This is a genomic window from Klenkia brasiliensis, from assembly GCF_900100695.1.
GTDB classification, from domain to species: domain Bacteria; phylum Actinomycetota; class Actinomycetes; order Mycobacteriales; family Geodermatophilaceae; genus Klenkia; species Klenkia brasiliensis.
In genome coordinates, this window is sequence record NZ_FNCF01000011.1 from 1 (window position 1) to 17885 (window position 17885).

The 17885-nt window shown below is 75.5% G+C and carries 17 protein-coding genes; 6 read left to right on the plus strand and 11 right to left on the minus strand.

The features are described from left to right. The 3 genes from BLT39_RS21425 to BLT39_RS21435 form a co-directional block, all read right to left on the minus strand. On the minus strand, positions 1 to 460 hold a 460-nt coding region (locus BLT39_RS21425; protein WP_165640360.1), incomplete at its 3' end, for a glycosyltransferase. Between the two features lie 108 nt (positions 461 to 568). After that, on the minus strand, positions 569 to 1498 hold the full coding sequence (locus tag BLT39_RS21430; RefSeq protein WP_207508324.1) for a helix-turn-helix transcriptional regulator: 930 nt from the start codon (positions 1496 to 1498) through the stop codon (positions 569 to 571). A 72-nt stretch (positions 1499 to 1570) separates the two neighbouring features. Then, positions 1571 to 2017, minus strand: coding sequence for a winged helix-turn-helix transcriptional regulator (locus BLT39_RS21435; protein ID WP_091069257.1), 447 nt, complete (start codon positions 2015 to 2017; stop codon positions 1571 to 1573). Between the two features lie 117 nt (positions 2018 to 2134). Here BLT39_RS21435 and BLT39_RS21440 point away from each other — a divergent pair, with 117 nt between their 5' ends. The 3 genes from BLT39_RS21440 (at position 2135) to BLT39_RS22615 (ending at position 5150) form a co-directional block, all read left to right on the plus strand. Beyond that, complete coding sequence (locus tag BLT39_RS21440; RefSeq protein ID WP_091069260.1) at positions 2135 to 3010, plus strand: oxidoreductase; 876 nt, start codon at positions 2135 to 2137, stop codon at positions 3008 to 3010. Positions 3011 to 3171: 161 nt separating this feature from the next. Then, positions 3172 to 3705, plus strand: coding sequence for a SigE family RNA polymerase sigma factor (locus tag BLT39_RS21445; protein WP_091069405.1), 534 nt, complete (start codon positions 3172 to 3174; stop codon positions 3703 to 3705). After that, positions 3702 to 5150 (plus strand): hypothetical protein, encoded by a 1449-nt coding sequence (locus BLT39_RS22615; RefSeq protein ID WP_091069263.1) that lies wholly within the window; start codon positions 3702 to 3704, stop codon positions 5148 to 5150. Before BLT39_RS21445 ends, BLT39_RS22615 begins: the two co-directional genes overlap by 4 nt. Here BLT39_RS22615 and BLT39_RS21455 read toward each other — a convergent pair. Both BLT39_RS21455 and BLT39_RS21460 read right to left on the minus strand, forming a co-directional pair. Then, positions 5129 to 5797: a TetR/AcrR family transcriptional regulator gene (locus tag BLT39_RS21455; RefSeq protein WP_165640361.1), complete on the minus strand. Its 669-nt coding sequence runs from the start codon at positions 5795 to 5797 to the stop codon at positions 5129 to 5131. The genes BLT39_RS22615 and BLT39_RS21455 overlap by 22 nt on opposite strands. 104 nt (positions 5798 to 5901) lie before the next feature. Then, a complete protein-coding gene (locus tag BLT39_RS21460; RefSeq protein ID WP_091069270.1) occupies positions 5902 to 7347 on the minus strand; it encodes an MFS transporter in 1446 nt (481 codons plus the stop codon). A gap of 49 nt (positions 7348 to 7396) precedes the next feature. Between BLT39_RS21460 and BLT39_RS21465 the strand changes: the two genes are divergently transcribed. From BLT39_RS21465 to BLT39_RS21475, 3 genes are all read left to right on the plus strand, one after another. Next, positions 7397 to 8002 carry a TetR/AcrR family transcriptional regulator gene (locus BLT39_RS21465; RefSeq protein ID WP_091069273.1) on the plus strand — a complete coding sequence of 202 codons (606 nt, stop codon included), beginning with the start codon at positions 7397 to 7399 and terminating at the stop codon, positions 8000 to 8002. 84 nt (positions 8003 to 8086) lie between these two features. Continuing rightward, entirely contained in the window at positions 8087 to 8536 is a 450-nt protein-coding gene (locus BLT39_RS21470) for an ATP-binding protein (protein WP_165640362.1), read from the plus strand. 211 nt (positions 8537 to 8747) lie between these two features. Then, positions 8748 to 11396, plus strand: a complete 2649-nt coding sequence (locus BLT39_RS21475) for an ATP-binding protein (RefSeq protein WP_091069410.1) — start codon at positions 8748 to 8750, stop codon at positions 11394 to 11396. 63 nt (positions 11397 to 11459) lie between these two features. Here BLT39_RS21475 and BLT39_RS21480 read toward each other — a convergent pair whose 3' ends face one another. From BLT39_RS21480 to BLT39_RS21505, 6 genes are all read right to left on the minus strand, one after another. Next, complete coding sequence (locus tag BLT39_RS21480; RefSeq protein ID WP_207508326.1) at positions 11460 to 12389, minus strand: helix-turn-helix transcriptional regulator; 930 nt, start codon at positions 12387 to 12389, stop codon at positions 11460 to 11462. 151 nt (positions 12390 to 12540) lie between these two features. After that, a complete protein-coding gene (locus BLT39_RS21485; protein ID WP_091069280.1) occupies positions 12541 to 13506 on the minus strand; it encodes a helix-turn-helix domain-containing protein in 966 nt (321 codons plus the stop codon). A gap of 296 nt (positions 13507 to 13802) precedes the next feature. After that, the gene (locus BLT39_RS21490; RefSeq protein WP_091069284.1) at positions 13803 to 14525 is read right to left on the minus strand and encodes a helix-turn-helix domain-containing protein; all 723 of its coding nucleotides are present in this window, start codon (positions 14523 to 14525) and stop codon (positions 13803 to 13805) included. Continuing rightward, on the minus strand, positions 14522 to 14752 hold the full coding sequence (locus BLT39_RS21495) for a hypothetical protein (RefSeq protein WP_131801541.1): 231 nt from the start codon (positions 14750 to 14752) through the stop codon (positions 14522 to 14524). Before BLT39_RS21495 ends, BLT39_RS21490 begins: the two co-directional genes overlap by 4 nt. 200 nt (positions 14753 to 14952) lie before the next feature. Next, the gene (locus tag BLT39_RS21500) at positions 14953 to 15447 is read right to left on the minus strand and encodes an ATP-binding protein (protein ID WP_091069291.1); all 495 of its coding nucleotides are present in this window, start codon (positions 15445 to 15447) and stop codon (positions 14953 to 14955) included. Positions 15448 to 15740: 293 nt separating this feature from the next. Further along, on the minus strand, positions 15741 to 17858 hold the full coding sequence (locus BLT39_RS21505; RefSeq protein ID WP_242658607.1) for a SpoIIE family protein phosphatase: 2118 nt from the start codon (positions 17856 to 17858) through the stop codon (positions 15741 to 15743). Positions 17859 to 17885 lie beyond the last annotated feature (27 nt).

The window sequence follows — 17885 nt, forward strand, 5'->3', positions numbered from 1 at the left end:
AGATGAACTCCCGCTTGGCCCCGCGCACAACCCGGGAGGAGTCGGCCAGGCGGGTGCCGATGGCCAGGTCGGAGTGGCCGCTGATCAGGGGGGCGACCAGGGGCAGCAGGGCGTTGAGGTCGGTGGACAGGTCGACGTCCATGTAGACCAGGACGGCGGCGTCGCTGGCGGCCCAGGCGCGGTTGAGGGCGCGGCCGCGGCCGGGTTCGGTCTCGATGCGGACGACGACGCCGGGCAGCTCGGTGGCCAGGCGGGCGGCGATGGCGGGGGTGGCGTCGGTGGAGGCGTTCTCGGCGATGGTGATGCGGGAGCTGAAGGGCAGCGTGCCCAGGTGGGCGTGCAGGCGGCGGACGCACTGCTCGAGGTCGGCCTCCTCGTCGTGCACGGGGACGACGACGTCGAGCACCGGGGCAGCGGTGCGCTCGCCGTGTCCTGCGGACGGGTCTGGTGGGGTCGGCACGAGCACACCGTCGGCGGGCCCGCTGTCCGGCGGGACGGCAGACGCTGTGGTGCGGCTGAGCACAGCCGCACCACCGGGACCGCACAGCGGGGCCGGTGGTGCCCCGGCTCAGGTGTCGAGCGTGCTGCTCGGTGGCCGCCCGTAGACCTCGCGGTAGCGGTGGGCGAAGCGGCTGGCGTCGGCGAACCCCCACCGGCGGGCCACCTCGGTCACGGTCGTCGCGCCCGGGTCCGCCACCTGGAGGTCGTGGTGGGCGCGGTCCAGCCGGACCTGCCGCAGGTAGGCCGTCGGCGTGGTGCCCAGGTGCCGCCGGAAGGCGAGCTGCAGGGCGCGCGGGGTCACGTGCGCGACGGCGGCCAGGTCGGCCACCGTGAGGTCCCGCTCGGGGTGGGCCCGGATGTGCTCGACGGCCACCCGCACCACCCGTGGCCGGGCGTCGCGGCGCTCGGTGGCGGCCGGGTCGGCCGAGGCGTCGGAGGGGAAGGCGGTCAGCACCGCCGCGGCGAGCAGCCGGCCCGTGGCGGCAGCCACCAGCGGGGGCACGTCCGGGTCGGCCGCGGTCCGCCGCGCGAACCGCCAGGCCTCCAGCCACCGCCGCTCGGCCTCGGCCGACACCGGCGCCCATCCGGTCAGCGCAGGGGGCGACCCGTCGACGGTCTGCGCGACCGAGGCGAGGACGGCGGGGCCGAGCACCACCATCTCCCCGGCGGCGCGGTGGACGGTGGCCTCGAACTCCGCCCCCGCCGGGGCGGCGACGAAGACGTCGCCGGCGTTCCAGCGGTTCTCCCGGCGGCCGAACCGGTAGCACAGCTCACCGCGGGCCAGGCGGGTGATGCAGGTGCCCGCCACCGGCTCCTCGGTCGACGCGGTGAGCTCCATCCCGTACGTCATCGACGCCAGGTCGACCCCGCCGATGGTGTCCTGCTCCAGCCGGAGGCTGACCCCGGGGCCCGCGGAGTCGATCCGCACGGTGTACTGCTCGCGCAGGACGGCGTCGGCCACCTCCGGGTCGGAGGTCTGCACCAGCAGGTGCTCCACTGCACCCTCCCACCCGCACTCCGGTCGCCGTCCGTGGCCGCCGTGGCGAATACGCTACCGAGCAAGTCCGGTTCACCCGAGACCGGTCGTCGCCGGGGGGCCGGCGGTGGCGTCGTACCGCTCGCGGTGGGCGGCGACGGTGCCCATGTGGTCCTGCGCCCAGACCCGGAGCTCCTGGGTGAGCCGGTGCAGGGACAGGCCCAGGTCGGTCAGCTCGTAGGTCACGGTGACCGGGACGGTCGCGGTGACCGTGCGGGTCAGCAGCCCGTCCCGCTCCAGGGACCGGACGGTCTGGGTGAGCATCTTCTGGCTGACCCCGGCCAGCGACCGCGACAGCTCGGAGTAGCGCATCGGGCGCGGCGTGCCGTCCCCCGCCCCGCCGCCGAGCGCGCACACGACGAGCACCACCCACTTGTCGGCGACCCGGTCGAGCAGCTGCCGGCTGGGGCAGACGGCCAGGAAGGCGTTGTAGGCCACCGCGGCCTCGGTGCGCTCCTGGGCCCTGGTCCTCGTGGCCACGTGGTCTCCTCCTGGCGTGCTACGCACTTCGAGGTGCCTGCTTCCCGTCGGAGAGTAAGTCGCGCAGGGTGGTCCTGGCCGCCGGGGACCACCCCGGCGCGGACGAGAGGCACGACCATGCACACCACCACCGACCTGCCCGGCGGCACCTGGACCGTCGGCGACCGCCCGGTCACCCGCCTCGGCTACGGCGCGATGCAGCTGGCCGGCCCGGGGGTGCTCGGCCCGCCGTCCGACCGCCCCGGCGCGCTGGCCGTGCTGCGCGCCGCGGTCGACGCCGGCATCACCCACGTCGACACCAGCGGCGCGTACGGCCCCCGGGTGACCAACCGGCTCGTCCGGGAGGCGCTGCACCCCTACCCCGCCGAGCTGGTCGTGGCCTCGAAGGTGGGCGCGGTCCGCGACGAGCAGGGCGGCTGGCCCACCGCCCGCCGTCCCGAGGACATCCGCCAGCAGGTGCACGCCGACGTCCAGGACCTCGGCGTGGCGGCCCTCGACCTGGTCCACCTGCGGGTGGGCGACGCCACCGGACCGCAGCCGGGTTCGATCGCCGAGGCCTTCGGCGCGCTGGTCGAGCTGCAGCGGGAGGGGTTGGTCCGCCACCTCGGCCTCAGCAACGCGACGCCGGAGCAGGTCGCCGAGGCCCGCTCCATCGCCCCCGTCGTCGCCGTCCAGAACATGTACAACCTGGCCCACCGCGGGGACGACGAGCTGGTCGACGACCTCGCGGCCGCGGGGATCGCCTACACCCCCTTCTTCCCCCTCGGCGGCTTCACCCCCCTGCAGGCCGAGGCCCTCACCTCGGTCGCGGACCGCCTGGGCGCGACGCCCGTCGCGGTCGCCCTGGCCTGGCTGCTGCAGAGGTCGCCGAACGTGCTGCTCATCCCCGGCACCTCGAAGGTCGCCCACCTGCGGGAGAACGTCGCCGGTGCCGGCCTCGCGCTGACCGCCGGGGACGTGGCCGAGCTGGACGGCATCGCCGTCCGTCGCTGAGGTCCGGTGGGCAGGTGCACCTGCCCGAGGCGCCCACGGCCTCCGGTCCTCCACCGCGCGCCGGTGGTCCGTGTGGTCGCCTCTCAACCTGTGCGCCGGTTGTGGCGTGTTGGTGGGTAGGGCGGTGCACCGGTGCCGGCCAGGACGGGTGAGGGGTGTCGGTGCGCGCCGAGGACAGGGACAGCTTCACGGCCTTCGTGCAGGAGTGGTCGCCCCCGCTGATGCGGGTGGCGTTCCTGCTCACCGGCGACCGGGGGCTGGCCGAGGACCTGCTGCAGTCGTCGCTGGAGAAGGTGTCCCGCCGGTGGCGGCACCTGGCCGACCAGCAGATGGCCTACGGCTACGTCCGGCGGGTGATGGTCAACACCCACATCTCCTGGCGCCGCCGCCGGGCGGTGACCGAGGTGCTCGTGGACACCTGGCCCGACGTGGCCGCGGACGACGAGCCCCGGCCGCCCCGTGCGGGTCAGGCGCTCGCGGCGCTGTCGCACCTGCCCCCGCGCATGCGGACCGCGGTGGTCCTGCGCTTCCACGAGGGCCTGACCGAGGCCGAGACGGCCCAGGCGATGGGCTGCTCGCTCGGCTCGGTGAAGAGCCAGGCCTCCCGCGGGCTGGCCCGCCTGCGCGAGCACCTCGACCCCACCCCAGCACCACCCCGCCGTTCGGTCACCACCACCCGGGAGGACCTGCCGTGAACCACGCCGACATCGAGCACGCACTGCGCATCGACGCCGACCTCGCCGGTCCCCCGCCGGCCGACCTGCTCGACCGCGTCGACGCCCTCGGGCGCACCCGCCGTCGCCGCAGGGTCGGGGCCGGCGTCGCCGTCCTGGCCGCAGCACTGGTCGCGGTCGCCGTCCCGGTCGTCACCGACCTCGGCGGGGCCGACCGGGGCGCCGTGGCCGGCTCCGACCCCGGGTCCCCGGGCCCGGTCACCGGCGCGGGCACCCGCGGCTCCCTGGCCGCCGACACCGACCTGGTCGACGCCGTCCGCGACCTGGACTGGCCCGACATCCCTCCCGCCGTCCCGGGCGCGGAGCGGTCCGGACGCGACCCCGACGACGCGACCCGGCGGGTCGTGTTCCTCGGCGACGTCGCCGGCACCCGCTACGCCCTGGTCGTCGGGCAGGAACCCGGCCTGGACCCCTCGACCGGTGAGCAGCGGGAGTACCTGGTGGGCGTGTGGCTCACCGGCCCCGCCGGTGCGCCGGCCGCCGACCTGACCCTCGCGCAGGACCTCGCGCTGGCCCAGGGCGACCGTCCGCTGACCCTCGTCGTCCCCGACCTGGCCGAGCCGGTGGTGCTGGCCGTGGGTGCCCCCGGCGACGAGATCGCCTTCTCCGACCGCGCGACCCTGGCCGCCGACGGGTCCGTGCGGCGCGACTACGTCCCCGGCACCGAGGTCGCCGACGGCGTGGCCGCCTTCCCCACCACCGCGGCCGGGGCCGGGGCGGTGAGCGTGCGGGTCAGCCGCGACGACGTCGTCGAGTCCCGGTCCGTGCCCGACGGTGCGCCGACCACCGGCAGCGTCACCCTGGGCCTGCTCGCCACCGACCCGCCGGCCGTCGACTACGCCGACCCCCGGGGCGTGGGTGCCGCGGTGGCCGACCTGCAGCCGCAGGTGTGGGCGATGTTCGCCGCGCTGGCCACGCCGCTGCAGCTGCCGGTGGAGCAGCTGCAGCCGACCCTGCTGTGGGCCGGGCCGCTGGCCGGGGAGGGCAGCGCGACCGGTGTCGTCGTGGGCATCACGGCCCCCAGCGGTGCCTCCACCGCGTACGCGCTGTCCTTCACCGCCGGCGGCTCCCCCGCCGTGGGTGGCTGGGCCGCCTACGACGACACCGCTCCCCTGGCCGACCGCGCCCAGCTCGTCCGCCTGCCCACCGACACCGGTGCCGACGAGCAGGTGCTGCTCGCCCTCGCGCCGCTGTCCGCGACCGGCGCCGTGCAGCTGACCTGGACCGGCCGGGGCGAACCCGTCGTCCTCGACGGCGCCGCACGCACCGTCCCCGACGACCCGCAGCTCGACCCCGCCACCGACCGGGTCACCGTCAGCGTCGACGGGCGCAGCTCCCCCGCTGCGCCGGTGCTGGACGGCGACTTCTACCTCGACCCCTACGACTACGGGACCGGCCCCCGGTGAGCCGGGGAGACCAGCACCTGCGCGACGACCAGGTCGTGCTGGTCGGTGAGACGGTCCACCAGCAGCGCGTGGACCTGCTCGGCGCTGGTGCGGGGGGCGGATGCGCCCTGGTCGAGCAGGGCGCGACGGCGGTCCTCGACGACGACGGCGACCTCGGCGACGGTCAGGGCCCCGCACCGCTGGGCCGCCGCCGCGACGGCCTCGGGGGCGTGCCGCGCGATGTGCGTGCCGATGGCCTGCGCCGCCCGCTGCTGCAGGCCGCGCTCCCACAGGTGCAGGCCCGGGTCGCCGGCGAGGTCGGCCAGCGCCGTCCGGGCCGCCGGTTCCTCCAGCCGTTCGAGGTGCGCGGCGACCAGGGTGCTGACCAGGTCGACGAGCGCGGGGCCCGACGTGTGGCGGTCGGGGTGACGGGCGAGGTGGTCGACGATCTCCAGCCACACGCAGCGGCCGTCGAAGAACATCTCCTCCTTGCGCGGGAAGTGGTTGAACACCGTCTGCGCGGCGACCCCCGCCGCGCTCGCGATCACCGTCACCGGGGTGGCGGCGAAGCCCCGCTCGGCGAACAGGTCATGGGCTGCCGCGACGATCAGCCGGCGGTTGCGGGCCTGCTTGGCCGCGCGGCCGTCCATCCGTTCGCTGCGGGCCACGCCGGTCATGCTGACCCGTCCCGGGTGGGTTCGCGAACGCAGCTCGCCGGTCCCCCGACGGCGCCGGACCCGGACGACGGTCGGCTGCGCCTGCGTGCGCCGGCTCAGTGGTCGGCGGCCGGGGCCCCCGCGCCGTCCGGGACGCCGCTGCCGGCGGTCCGGGAGCGGAGGAGACCCCAGGCGACGAGGGCGGCGGCGAGACCGGCGAGGGTCAGACCGCCGAGGGTGACGGCGGTCCCGAGGGCGGCCGTCCCCGGCGCCGTGCCGGTGAGGTGGTCGCCCAGGACGGCGGCCAGGACGGTGCCGGCGACGGCCAGTCCGGCAGCGGCGGCGACCTGGGTGGCGGTGTCGGTGAGGGCGGCGCCGATGGTGGTGCGGCCGGCGGGCAGGCCCCGCATGACGTTGGTGGCGGCGACGACGCCGACCACCCGCAGGCCGGCGGCGACCAGGGCCAGGGCGACGGCGACGGCCGGGTAGCCGGTGCGGCCGAGGGCGCCGTAGACGGCCAGCCCGACCACGACGGCGGTCGCGCTGGTCCACGCGGCCCGCTCCATGCCGACGCGGTCGACGAAGCGGGGGACGACGGCACCGCCGGCGAGCAGGACGAGCACCTGCGGGAGCATGCCGAGGGCGGCCTCGGCGGGGGTCCACCCCAGGTCGAGCTGCAGCTGCAGGGTGACCAGGTAGCCCAGACCGGCGGTGGCGACGCCGGCGGCGGCCTTGTAGGCGAGGCCGGCCGAGACCAGCGGACGGGCGAGCAGCCCGAGGTCCAGCAGCGGGTGGCGCGCGGTCCGCTGGCGTCGCACGAAGACGACGGCGGCCAGGACGGCACCGACGGTGGCCGCCCAGGGCGCGGTCGCGGTCGCGCCGTCGGCCACGAACAGGGTCGGCGCCACCAGGGCGAGCCCGATGGCCGCGGTGCCGAGCAGAGCGCCGAGGACGTCGACGGGGTCGCCGTGCCGCTCGGCGGGGTCGTCGACGGCGACGCCGCGGCCGATGCAGACCAGGGCCAGCAGCGCGATGGGGGCGTTGACCAGCAGCAGCACCTGCCACGGGGCGACGGCCAGCACCAGGCCGCCGACGGTGGGCCCGACCGCGAGGCCGACCAGGCCGACGGTGGAGATGAGGGTGATGGCGCGCACCCGCAGCCGGTCGTCGTCGAAGAGCCGGAAGGCCAGCGCCATGGAGCCCGGGGTCGTCATCGCCGCCGCGACGCCCATCAGCACGCGGACGGCGACGAGCTCGCCGGCCGACGCGACGCCGGCGGTGGCCGCGGCGGCCACGGCGAGCAGGACCAGGCCGGTGAGCATGGTGCGTCGCCGTCCGTACCGGTCGGCGACCGCGCCCAGGGCGATCATCAACCCGCCCAGGACGACGGAGTAGGCGCCGGTGACCCACTGCAGGTCGGCCGCGCTCGCGTGCAGGTCGCGGCCGATGGTGGGCAGCGCGACGGTCAGGATGGAGGTGTCGAGCATCTCGACGAGGAAGACCGCGGACAGCCCCGTCAGGGCGATCCAGGCTTCCCGGAGGGTGCGCGGTGACGAGGTCATGCCAGTAGGTTAGGTCGCTAAGTTTAGTCGCACAAGGGAGTGGGTGGGGATGGCCAGGACGGATGCGCGCGGTGGCCCGCGGACCCGGGCGCGGATCGCCGAGACGGCCTCCGGGCTGTTCGCCGAGCACGGGTTCGACGGGGTGACGGTCGCCGACGTCGCACGGGCGGCCGGGGTCTCCAGCGTCACCGTGTTCAACCACTTCCCGCGCAAGGAGGACCTGTTCTTCGACCGCACCGACGAGGCGGTCGACCTGCTCCGGGCCGCCGTGCGCGACCGCCCCGCCGGTCTCGACGTCGTGGACGGTCTGCGCGCCGCCGTCCTGCGGATGCTGGACGAACGGCACCCGCTGACCGGGGCCGACCCCCGCGCCGCCGACTTCTTCGCCACCGTCGCCGCCTCGCCGGCGCTCCTCGGCCGGGCCCGCGGCATCGGCGCCGAGCTGCAGCAGGTCCTCGCGGCCGAGCTGGTCGCCGACCCGGCACCGACCGAGGACCCGGCACTGGTGGCCGCGCTCTTCGTCGCCGGCCACGGCACGGTGCTGACCGAGGTCGGCAAGGCCCTGGCCTCCGGCGAGGAGCCCGACGCCCAGCTGGACGGCATCCGCGAGCGCTTCGAGCGGCTCTTCGCCGCACTGCGGGCAGCAGCCGGCTGAGCGTGCAGGTGTCACGACCGGCCACGTCGGGCATGGGACGCCCATCTGCGCTGTCGGGGTGCGGCGCGACGAAGGGCAACAGCTGTGCCAACCGGGCATGCGTGGGACGAGCTCGCCCCGCCACCGGCCGAGGAGTGCTGGTCGTGGTCCCCCCGCGGCCTCGAGGACCTCGCGCACGTCAGGCGGCAGTTCCGGGCCAACATCACCGACCCCTCCGAGCGGTCGCGGCTGCCCCGCCTGGACGAGGACCGCATCGAGCAGTGCGTGCTCGCGCTCGAGGAGCTGATGTCCAACGGACTGCGGCACGGGCGGCCGCCGGTCGAGGTCGAGGTGTGCGCCGCGCCCGGTGGGGTGCTGATCCTGGTCCACGACCGCGACACCGAGAACCCGCCGCGGCCGACCTCGACCCGCGACCCGTCCGAGGGCGGCATGGGCCTGGGCATGGTCGCCCACGTCGCGCTGGCCTGCGGCTGGACGACGGAGGGCGACTGCAAGACCGTGTGGTCGCTGATGCCGAGCGCAGCGGCCGCCTGACCGCCCGGTCGCCGGCCGCGGCGCCTCCGCCCGGCCTCGCAGGTGTGCACGCACCGCACCGGTGCGACGATGCAGCTGACCGCATCAAGCCCCGGTGCGCACCCACGTCGGAGGAGTGCGTCGCAGGCATGCCCGGGTGCAGGACGGATCGGCTCCCCCACCGGCGATCGACCGCGGCCGGGCGGTCGCACCGGACGGGGTCGACGCCCGCATGCTGAACGACGTCCCGGCGCCGTCGTCCGAGCTGTTCGAGGGCGGCGGCGAGGCCGGCCGCCTGATGGCGAACACGGACTGGGCCGCCACCGAGGTGGGCGCGGTGGAGCAGTGGCCGGCCAGCCTGCGGTTCGCCGTGCGCACGGTGCTGGTCTCCCGGTTCCCCATGGTGCTCACCTGGGGTGCGGGCTTCCTGCAGTTCTACAACGACGCCTACGCGCCGCTCATCGGGGCCAAGCACCCGGCGATCGGCGAGGACATCCGCGACACCCTCGCCGAGGGCTGGGACGCGCTGGCGGGCCCGGTCGAGCACGCGATGACCGCCCGCGAGGCGTCCTGGCTGCCGCGGCTGCCCCTGCTGCTGGAGCGCGACGGCTACCGGGAGGAGACCTACTTCACCGTCTCGCACGCACCGGCCTTCGGTGACGACGGCTCGGTGGCCGGCATGCACGCGGTGTGCACCGAGGTCACCGCGGAGGTGGTGGCCGAGCGGCGCCAGGAGGTGCTGCGCTCCCTGACGGCGGCCGGCGACGAGCTGGGCGACGAGGAGGCCGTCGTCGCCAGGCTGTGCGCCGCCCTGGAGGTCGACGTCCTCGACATCCCCTTCGCCGGCGTCTGGTTGGCCCAGGAGGGCCGGTTGCGGCGCGTCGCCACGGTGGGCTGCCCGGCCTCGGCCCTGCCCCCGACGGCGACCCTGGCCGACCTGCCCACCGACGTGTCCGGCCTCGGCCTGACCGGGGGCCGGTGGGACGACCCCGTGCGCGACGCCGTCGTCCTGCCCCTGCACACCCCCGGCGCCGAGGGCCCGGCCGGCGCCCTGCTGCTCGCCGTCACCCCCGCACGCCGGCTCGACACCGACCTGCGCGACCACCTCTCCCTGGTGGCGAGCCAGTTCACCGCCGCGCTGACCGTCAGCCAGGCGTTCAGCGCCGAGCGACGGCGCGCCGAGGCCCTCGCCGAGCTCGACCGGGCCAAGACCGCGTTCTTCTCCGACATCAGCCACGAGCTGCGCACCCCGCTGACCCTGCTCCTGGGGCCCCTGGACGACGTGCTCACCGACCCGGCCACCCAGCTGTCCGCACCGGTGCGCGACGAGCTCGCCGTCGCCCTGCGCAACGGCCGGCGCCTGGAACGGCTGGTCGACGACGTGCTGGACGTCGTCCGGCTGGAGGCCGGCGCCGTCGCGCTGGACCCGCAACCGGTCGACCTGGCCGCCTACACCGCCGAGCTGACCGGCGTGCTGCGGGCGGCGGCCGAACGGGCCGGCCTCGCCCTCGTCGTGGACTGCCCCCCGCTGCCGGCGGCGGTCGTGGTCGACGCACGGGTGTGGGAGAAGATCGTCCTCAACCTGGTCGCCAACGCGGTCAAGTACACCTTCGTGGGCACGATCCAGGTGGTCCTGCGCGCCACCCCGCAGGGCGCCGGTGCACTGTCGGTGCAGCTCTCGGTGAGCGACACCGGCATCGGCATCCCCGTCGAGCACCACGAGCGCGTCTTCGACCGCTTCCACCGGGTGCTCGACGCCCAGGCCCGCACCCGGGAGGGCAGCGGCATCGGGCTGAGCCTGGTGCGCGACCTCGTCCAGCTGCAGGGCGGCAGCGTCGTCGTCGACAGCGCACCGGGGAGCGGCAGCACCTTCACCGTGCGGGTGGAGCTGCCGACCGCCGACGGCCAGGTCGGTGAGCCGGCACCCTCGGCAGCCGCGCGCGGGACCGCTGCGGCCTGGGAACGGGACATCGCCGCACCGGCGGCCCCGGAACGGGACGGCGGCGGCGGGGGGTCGGTGCTCGTCGTCGACGACAACGCCGACATGCGCGACTACCTGGCGCGGCTGCTGTCCCCCCGTTTCGCGGTGACCGCGGCGGCGAACGGGGAGCAGGCCCTGGCGGAGCTGGCGGTGGCCGTCCCGGACGTCCTGGTCACCGATGTGATGATGCCGCGGGTCGACGGCTTCGACCTGCTGCGCCGTCTGCGCGCGGACCCCGCGGTCGCCGACGTCCCCGTCCTGGTGCTCACCGCCCGCGCCGGTCAGGAGGCCGCCGTCGAGATGCTCGAGGCGGGTGCCGACGACCACCTCGCCAAGCCCTTCCAGTCCGCCGAGCTGCTCGCCCGCGTGACCGCCCTGGCCTCCCGGTCGCACCGGCGCCCGCCGGCCCACGGCGACGACGGGTCGCGCCCGGCGCCGGCCGGGGGCGTCGCGGTGGCACCGCCCGCCCGGTCGGTCGCGGTCGACCCGGTCGGCCCGGTGACCGGCCCGACCGGCGACGGGACGAGCCACCGGGCGCACTGGCGCCTGGCGGCCGGGGAGCGTGCACCGGGGCAGGCCCGGGCGCACCTGCGCAGGATGCTGGCCGACGCCGGCGTGCACCCCGACCAGGCCTACGACCTCCTCGTGGCGATCGGCGAGGCGGTGACCAACGCCGTCGAGCACGCGCAGAACCCGACCGAACCGGTCGTGGACCTGCTGGTCGAGATCGACGAGGAGTGCGTCGTGGCCACCGTGCGGGACACCGGCCAGTGGCGCGAGCGGGTGGCGAGCATGGACCGCGGCCGCGGCTCGACGCTCATGGCGGCCGTCGGGCAGGTGAGCGTGCTGCCCGGCGCGGAGGGCACCACCGTCGTCATCCGCGCTCGGCTCCGACGCTGACCCGGCGGTCCCCGGGCGGTGTCCGGTCACCCCGGCGCGTCGTGCCCCTGCCCACGCCCTGCATCACGAGTACAACGTGGTGCTCGGTGGCCGGCCGTAGGTCTCGCGGTACCGGCGGGCGAACCGGCCGGCGTCGGTGAACCCCCATCGCCCGGCCACCGCGGTCACCGTCGTCCGTGCCGGGTCGGCTGACCGCAGTTCGGCGTGGGCACGGTCCAGACGCACGCGCCGCAGGTAGGCCATGGGTGTGGTGCCCAGGTGCCGGCGGAAGGCCAGCTGCACGGCGCGGGGGGTGACGTGGACGGCGGCGGCGATGTCGACCACGCTGACGTCGCGGTCCGGGTGGGCCTCGATGAAGGCGACGGCTCGCCGGACGGTGAGCGGCAGGGCGTCGCGGCGGTCCTCGACGGTCGGGTCCACCGTGGCGTCGTTGGGGAACGTCGCCAGTGCGGTGGCGGCCACCAGCCGCGCCGCGGCTCCGGCCATCAGCGGTGGCGTCCCGGGGTCGGCCGCGGTCCGACGGGCGAAGTCGAAGGTGCGGAGCCACTGCTGCCCCGCTGTACCCGAGACCGGCCGCCACCCCGTCAGCGCGGGTGGACCACCGGCGGCGGTCTGTGCGACGGCGACGAACGCCGAGGGGGCGATGGCGGCGAACTCGACATCGCAGTCGTGGACCTCGACCCACATCGTGCTGCCGGCCGGGGTCGCGACGAACACGTCACCGGCGGCCCACCGGTTGTCGTGGTGGGCGAACCGGTAACCGAGGGCCCCGGTGCGCAACCGGGCGATGAACGTCGCGGCTCGGGGCTCGTGGGCGGCCGCGGTGAAGTCCATCGCGTAGCGGATCCGGGACAGGTCGACACCGGGGACCGAGTCCTGCTCCAGGCGCATGCCCGGCGTGGCGAGGGTCGAGTCGATGACCACCGCGTACCGCTGGGCCAGTACGGCCGCGGTCTGGTCCGGACCGCGGACCTCGAGCGACAGGTGGGTCACGTGGACCTCCCCGGGCAGCGTAGGTGTCGTCCGCATCAGCCCCGTCCGCGTGCACAGGCTAACGGTCCGGCCAGTTCCCCGACACCCCGTGCGGCACGGAGGTCCTCCGTCGGGTGCTGCCCGGCGGGCGGCGACCGGGAACCGGTGCCGGTCACCCTGCCGGGGCAGGAGGGTGGCCGTACTCGGCGGCGTAGGCCACCCGGAACTCGGCAGGCCCCGGGAACCCCCATCGAGCTGCGACCACGTCGACGCTCCCGGCTCCGGGACCGGCTTGCCGGAGGTCGTCGTGGGCGGCGGCGAGGCGGGCCCGGCCCAGGTGGTCCAACGGGGTCGTGCCGTCGTGCCGGCGGAAGGCGTGCACCAGGGCGTGCGGGACGGTGCCGGCTGCGTCGGCGATGTCGGTCAGGGTGATCGGCAACGACGCGTGGGAGTCCATGAAGGCCACGGCGCGGCGCACGGCCGGAGGGCGGACGTCCCCGGGGCCCGCGACGTAGCCACGCGTCATGGCGGTGTTCGGGAACACCTCCGCGGCGGCGGCGGCGGCGAGGTCCACCAGAGCGAGGTGCACCAGCGCGTTGACCGACGACACCGCCGGGTCCCCGAGCTCCCGGAACAGCGCCCGGGCCGTCCTCACCCAGAGCCGGGCATGCTCGTCGCTCAGCGGACGGGCCGAGGTGAAGCGCAGGTCCTCGGGCCGCATGCCCGTCTGCTCGGCCACGACGCGCGCGACGTGCGACGTGGGCAACCTGACCGGCAGCGCCTCCAGCTGGCCCCATCGGAGGTCGGCCCGGTGGTCGGGCAGGTGGAGGTAGGCGCTCTCCGCGTGCGTGGTGACGGTGCCGGCACGGCCGTGGTCCAGGGTCACCCACCCGTCCAGGACGGTGATGATGTTCAGCTGGTCGGGGTTCGGGTCGAACGCGCCCCCTGCCGGCGTCAGCGTCGCGGTGTCGACGTCCATGGCCGGGGTCGCAGCCGTCGAGAGCCGCACGGAGGCGGCACCCGACTCGAGGTGGGGTCGGCCCCGGCTGTACATCCGGGAGAGGGCGTCCCACGCGTCGTCGGAGCTGGTCGACTCGAAGGCCGTCCGGGTGACGGGCACGTCCGGTGGCGACGCCACGACATCACCCCCTCGGCTCGTCCTCCATGCCGCCGCGGCCCGCTCGTCGGTCCGTGGGGGACCGAGCTCCGGGTCCAGCGTCCAGGCTAGGCAATGAGGTGTTGCCGACGCCACCGCACGCCGGGGCACTACGGAACGCAGGTGTCACGACCATCCGCGCTGTACGGGTGCGGCACGACGCGGAGCACACCTGTGCGGGTCGATCGCGCCTCGGACGAGCCGACCCGCCGGGACCGGGCACCCCGCGCCCTGGCGGCCGCCGAGTCCGGCGCGCGGCCCGGCGGTGTCGACCGTCCTCAGCTGTTGCCGTCGTGCCCGCCCAGTGCCGCGCGGAGCTGGGTCGCGTCGGCGAACCCCCACCTGGTCGCGACATCGCCCAGAACCGCTGCGTCGACGTCCGCCGCCCGGGCCAGGTCGTGACGGGTCGCGTCGCACCGTGCTCGCCGCAGGTAGGCGCTGAAGGTCGTGCCCAGGTGCCGGCGGAGACCGGCACGCAGCGCGTACGGCGTCGTCCGAGCTGCGTCGGCGGCGTCGGAGATGGTGATGGGCAAGGACAGGTGTGCGTCGATGAAGGCGACCGCGCGGCGGACCGCAGCCGGGCGGACGTCGCCTGCGTCCGGCACGTAATCGCAGGTCATGGCCGTGTTGGGGAAGACCTGGAACGCAGCAGCTGCGGCAGCGACGACCAGGCCGCGGTGGACGAAGGGGTTCACCGACTCACCGGGCGACAGCAGGAGCTGGTCCCGCAGGTGCCCGGTCGTGTGGACCCACAGCTGTCCGAGCTGCGGGGACAGCGGACGTGCGGACAGGAACCGGAACGCCTCCTCGGGCAGACCGGTGTCGGCGGCCGCCAGCACCGCGACCTCCTGCTGGGGCAACCGGACCGGGAGCAGGACCAGGTCGTCCCACTGGACGTCGGCCGAACGGTCGTGCGGGTAGAGGACGCACTCCCCGGGGCCGGCCTCGACGCGGCCTCCGCGACCGGCATCCAGGGCGATGCGTCCCGCCTCGACGGTCAACAGGTTGAGCAGACCGGGGCTGGCGTCGAAGCGGCACCGGGCGGCACTGACCCGGCCCGGTCGACGGCGAGCCCGGGCGACACCGCCGTCGCGAGCTCGACCGAGGCCTCGGCTGAGTCGGCGTGCGGTTCGACCCGCATGTACACCTGGGAGAGGACCTCCCAGGCCTCGTCGGCGCTGCTCGACGTGTGGACGACCCGCTCCACCCGGACGTCGGGACCGGTCATGGCCAAGGATGATCCCTCCCAGGCCTCGTGGTGGTCCACCCGGCATGACCAGGCGCGGGCAGAGCCCACCTCGGCCCCGCTCGTCCGACCAGGCCGCAGTCGTCGCGTCGGCGAGGCGTCGGGTCCCGTCGGCGAGGTGCTCGGGCTCGTGCGCAGACCCGTGGGGCTCCGCTCGGTTGCTTCCCGGACTGCGGTGACGGTCAGCCGGACGGCTTGCGCAGGCAGGCCCAGACCAGCTTGTGGTCGGTCTCGTAGTGCACGCCGTGCTCGGCGGTGAGGTCCGCGACGACGTGCAGGCCGTAGCCGCCCGCGCCCTCGGGTCGCTCCACCGCCGGGGTCGGTGGCCGGTCCGGCGCTCCGTCGCTGACGATGACCACCCATCGATCCGGCTCGTCGGTCACCAGCAGCCGGGACGGCGGGCGACCGTGGCGCAGTGCGTTCGACGTCAGTTCGTCGATGACCAGCACCGCGCTCTCGACCGCGTCCTCACCGGCGTCACCTGCCGCGGGGGCCAGACCGGCGGTCAGGAAACCGCGCACCTGTCGGCGGACCGCCCCCAGCGAGCGGAGGGACTCCAGCACCAGGACCAGCCGATCGGTCGGTGACGGGTCGGGGACGGGGGTGTCCTGCGCCCAGGACGACGCCGCGGCGGCGTGCTGGTACGCCGACATGTCCTCGCGTCTGATGGTGCCCACCCCTCGATCTCGTACGGCCTGATGTCCTCTGCCCGGCTGCGCAGGGCTCCACACGGTGGTGTGCGATGTCCCAGGCCTCACCCGCGAGACGCCGCGGGGTCCGCTCGTCCGGGCTTCGGGGGCCGGGACAGGTCGGCGTCGGGAGCGGTCCGACGAGGGACCGTACTGGCCCGACGTGGGCTCGCGGGACCGCCCCGACGACGCCGCAGCGGTCGCCGCGTGCCCCCTGGACTGCGACAACCCGCTCCGGTGGACCCGTCGAGCGTCCGGCACAAGCACGTCGGGGGCCGGTGTCACTGGGCCGGGTGGGCCGGCTCGGGTACGCCGTCGGGCACGCGTCGCTGTCCGGCCTCCGGCGGGCGGGGCCGGTCCTGGCGGTGCAGGCGGACGGCGACGAGGGCGACGTCGTCGGTGGGTCGTCCCTGCACGAGACGGGCGATGAGCCCGTCGCACAGCTGGTCCAGGTCCGTGCCGGTCAGCTCCGTGGCCGCGGCGGTCAGCCGCGCGAGTCCGGCGTCGAGGTCGGAGTTCGTGCGCTCGACGAGCCCGTCGGTGTAGAGCAGCACGGTGGTGTCGCGGTCGAGCACCACGACCTGCTCGGTGCGGGCCGTGGTCGGCTCGACGCCCAGCAGCAGGTCGCCCTTGGCCGGCCCCAGCAGGGCGTGGCTGCCGTCGGGGTGGATGATCAGCGGCGGTGGGTGGCCGGCATTGGCCCAGCGCATGCGGGTGATGCCGCGATCGACCTCGTCGGGGGTCTGCTCGAACCGGGCCACCACGGCGGTGGCCAGGGTGTCGATCTGCAGCAGCTGCATGGTGGCGTCCACCCCGCGCAGCACCTCACCGGGTCCGGCGTCGCTGTAGCCGGCGATCCCGCGCAGCAGGCTGCGCAGCTGCCCCATGGCGGCAGCCGCAGCCGTGTCGTGGCCGACGACGTCGCCGACCACGATCATGGTCGACCCGCCGGGCTGCAGGAACGCGTCGTACCAGTCCCCACCGACCCGGCCGGCGTCGCTGGCCGGCAGGTAGCGCACGACGACCTGGGCGTGGTCGGGCTCGGGTGGATCGGTGAGCAGACTGCGTTGCAGGTCCTCGGCCAGCTGGGCGCGGGCCTCGCTCGTGCGGCTGGCCTGCAGGGCAGCGCCCAGCCGGTCGGCGATGTCCTGGGCGGTGGCTTCGTCGTCGTCGTCGGCGGGCCGGTCCGGGGAGCTGAGCAGGGTGAGCGCGCCCAGCACCCCACCGGGGGCGCGGAGCGGGTGCACGGAACCGCGTGGGGTTCCCAGCCGGTCCAGGTGCACCCGGGCGGGGGCGTTCACCGGCACGGCGGCGATCGTCTCGGCCGTCAGCAGTTCCGCGACCCCGGTGCGCACTGCCCGCGCGAACGGTGCGTGGGGCGGTAGGTCGACCAGCCGGATCGCGGCGTACTCCGCCAGGACGGGACGCAGGTGCTCCTGCGCGTGCCAGGAGCTCACGTCCCGGGCGCGGCCGTCGGCACCGATCTCGGTCACGATGCAGCCGTCGGCCAGCATGGGCACCACCAGCGCCGGCAGCCGCTCCAGCATGTCCTGCACGTCGCCGGCGACCAGGTCCTGGGCGACCTCGGCGACGAGGGCGAGCCGGGCGGCGGTGCGCCCGGCCCGTCGGTCGGCCTCGACCCGTGCGGTGATGTCGGAGAAGTACACCGACAGGCCGTCGGGGCTGGGCCAGGCACGGACCTCGTACCAGCCGTCCAGCGGCGGCGGGTAGTAGGCGGGGAAGTTCACCGGCTGCCCCGTGCTGACCGCCTGACGGTAGCTGTCCTCGAACACACTGCCGGCCGTGGCGGGGAACTCGGTCCAGATGACCTGCCCGATCAGCTCGTCGCGGCTGCGCAGCAGGAGCTCCTCGGCCGCGGCGTTGACGTGGGTGAACCGCCACTGCCGGTCCAGGGAGTAGAAGCCGGCCGGCATGGCCTCCAGCACCCGGGTCACGGCCAGCTCGGCGTCGCGCTGGTCGGTGATGTCGTAGGCGGCGCCCAGCAGCCGGACGGGCTGCCCGCCGGTACCGCACAACCGCCGGCCCCGAGCCGAGATCCACCGGGTGTCCCGGCCGGGCAGCACCACCCGGTAGACGGAGGCGAAGTCGGCGCCGGTGTCGATGGCGGTCTGCAGGTCCGCGGTGACCCGGTCCAGGTCGGCGGGGTGCAGCCGGTCGTTGAACCCGTTGATCGTGCTGTCGAAGGTGCCCGGGTCGTAGCCGAAGATCTCGACCAGGCGGTCGTCCCAGTCCAGGCGTCCGGTGACGAGGTCCCAGTCGAAGGTGCCGATGCCTGCGGCGTCGATGGCCAGCTCGCCGCGCAGGCGGTCGGCTTCGCGAGCAGCGACCAGCCCGCGGTCGTCGGCGTCGTCCACGTCGTCCTCCCCGTCGGCGGGCACTCAGCAGGGATCATCCCGCAGCGCTGA

Coding starts and splice junctions, on each gene's coding strand:
- BLT39_RS21440 (WP_091069260.1), top strand. CDS start 2,135: ATGCACACCACCACCGACCTGCCCGGCGGCACCTGGACCGTCGGCGAC.
- BLT39_RS21460 (WP_091069270.1), bottom strand. CDS start 7,347: ATGACCTCGTCACCGCGCACCCTCCGGGAAGCCTGGATCGCCCTGACG.
- BLT39_RS21465 (WP_091069273.1), top strand. CDS start 7,397: ATGGCCAGGACGGATGCGCGCGGTGGCCCGCGGACCCGGGCGCGGATC.
- BLT39_RS21475 (WP_091069410.1), top strand. CDS start 8,748: ATGCTGAACGACGTCCCGGCGCCGTCGTCCGAGCTGTTCGAGGGCGGC.
- BLT39_RS21495 (WP_131801541.1), bottom strand. CDS start 14,752: ATGACCGGTCCCGACGTCCGGGTGGAGCGGGTCGTCCACACGTCGAGC.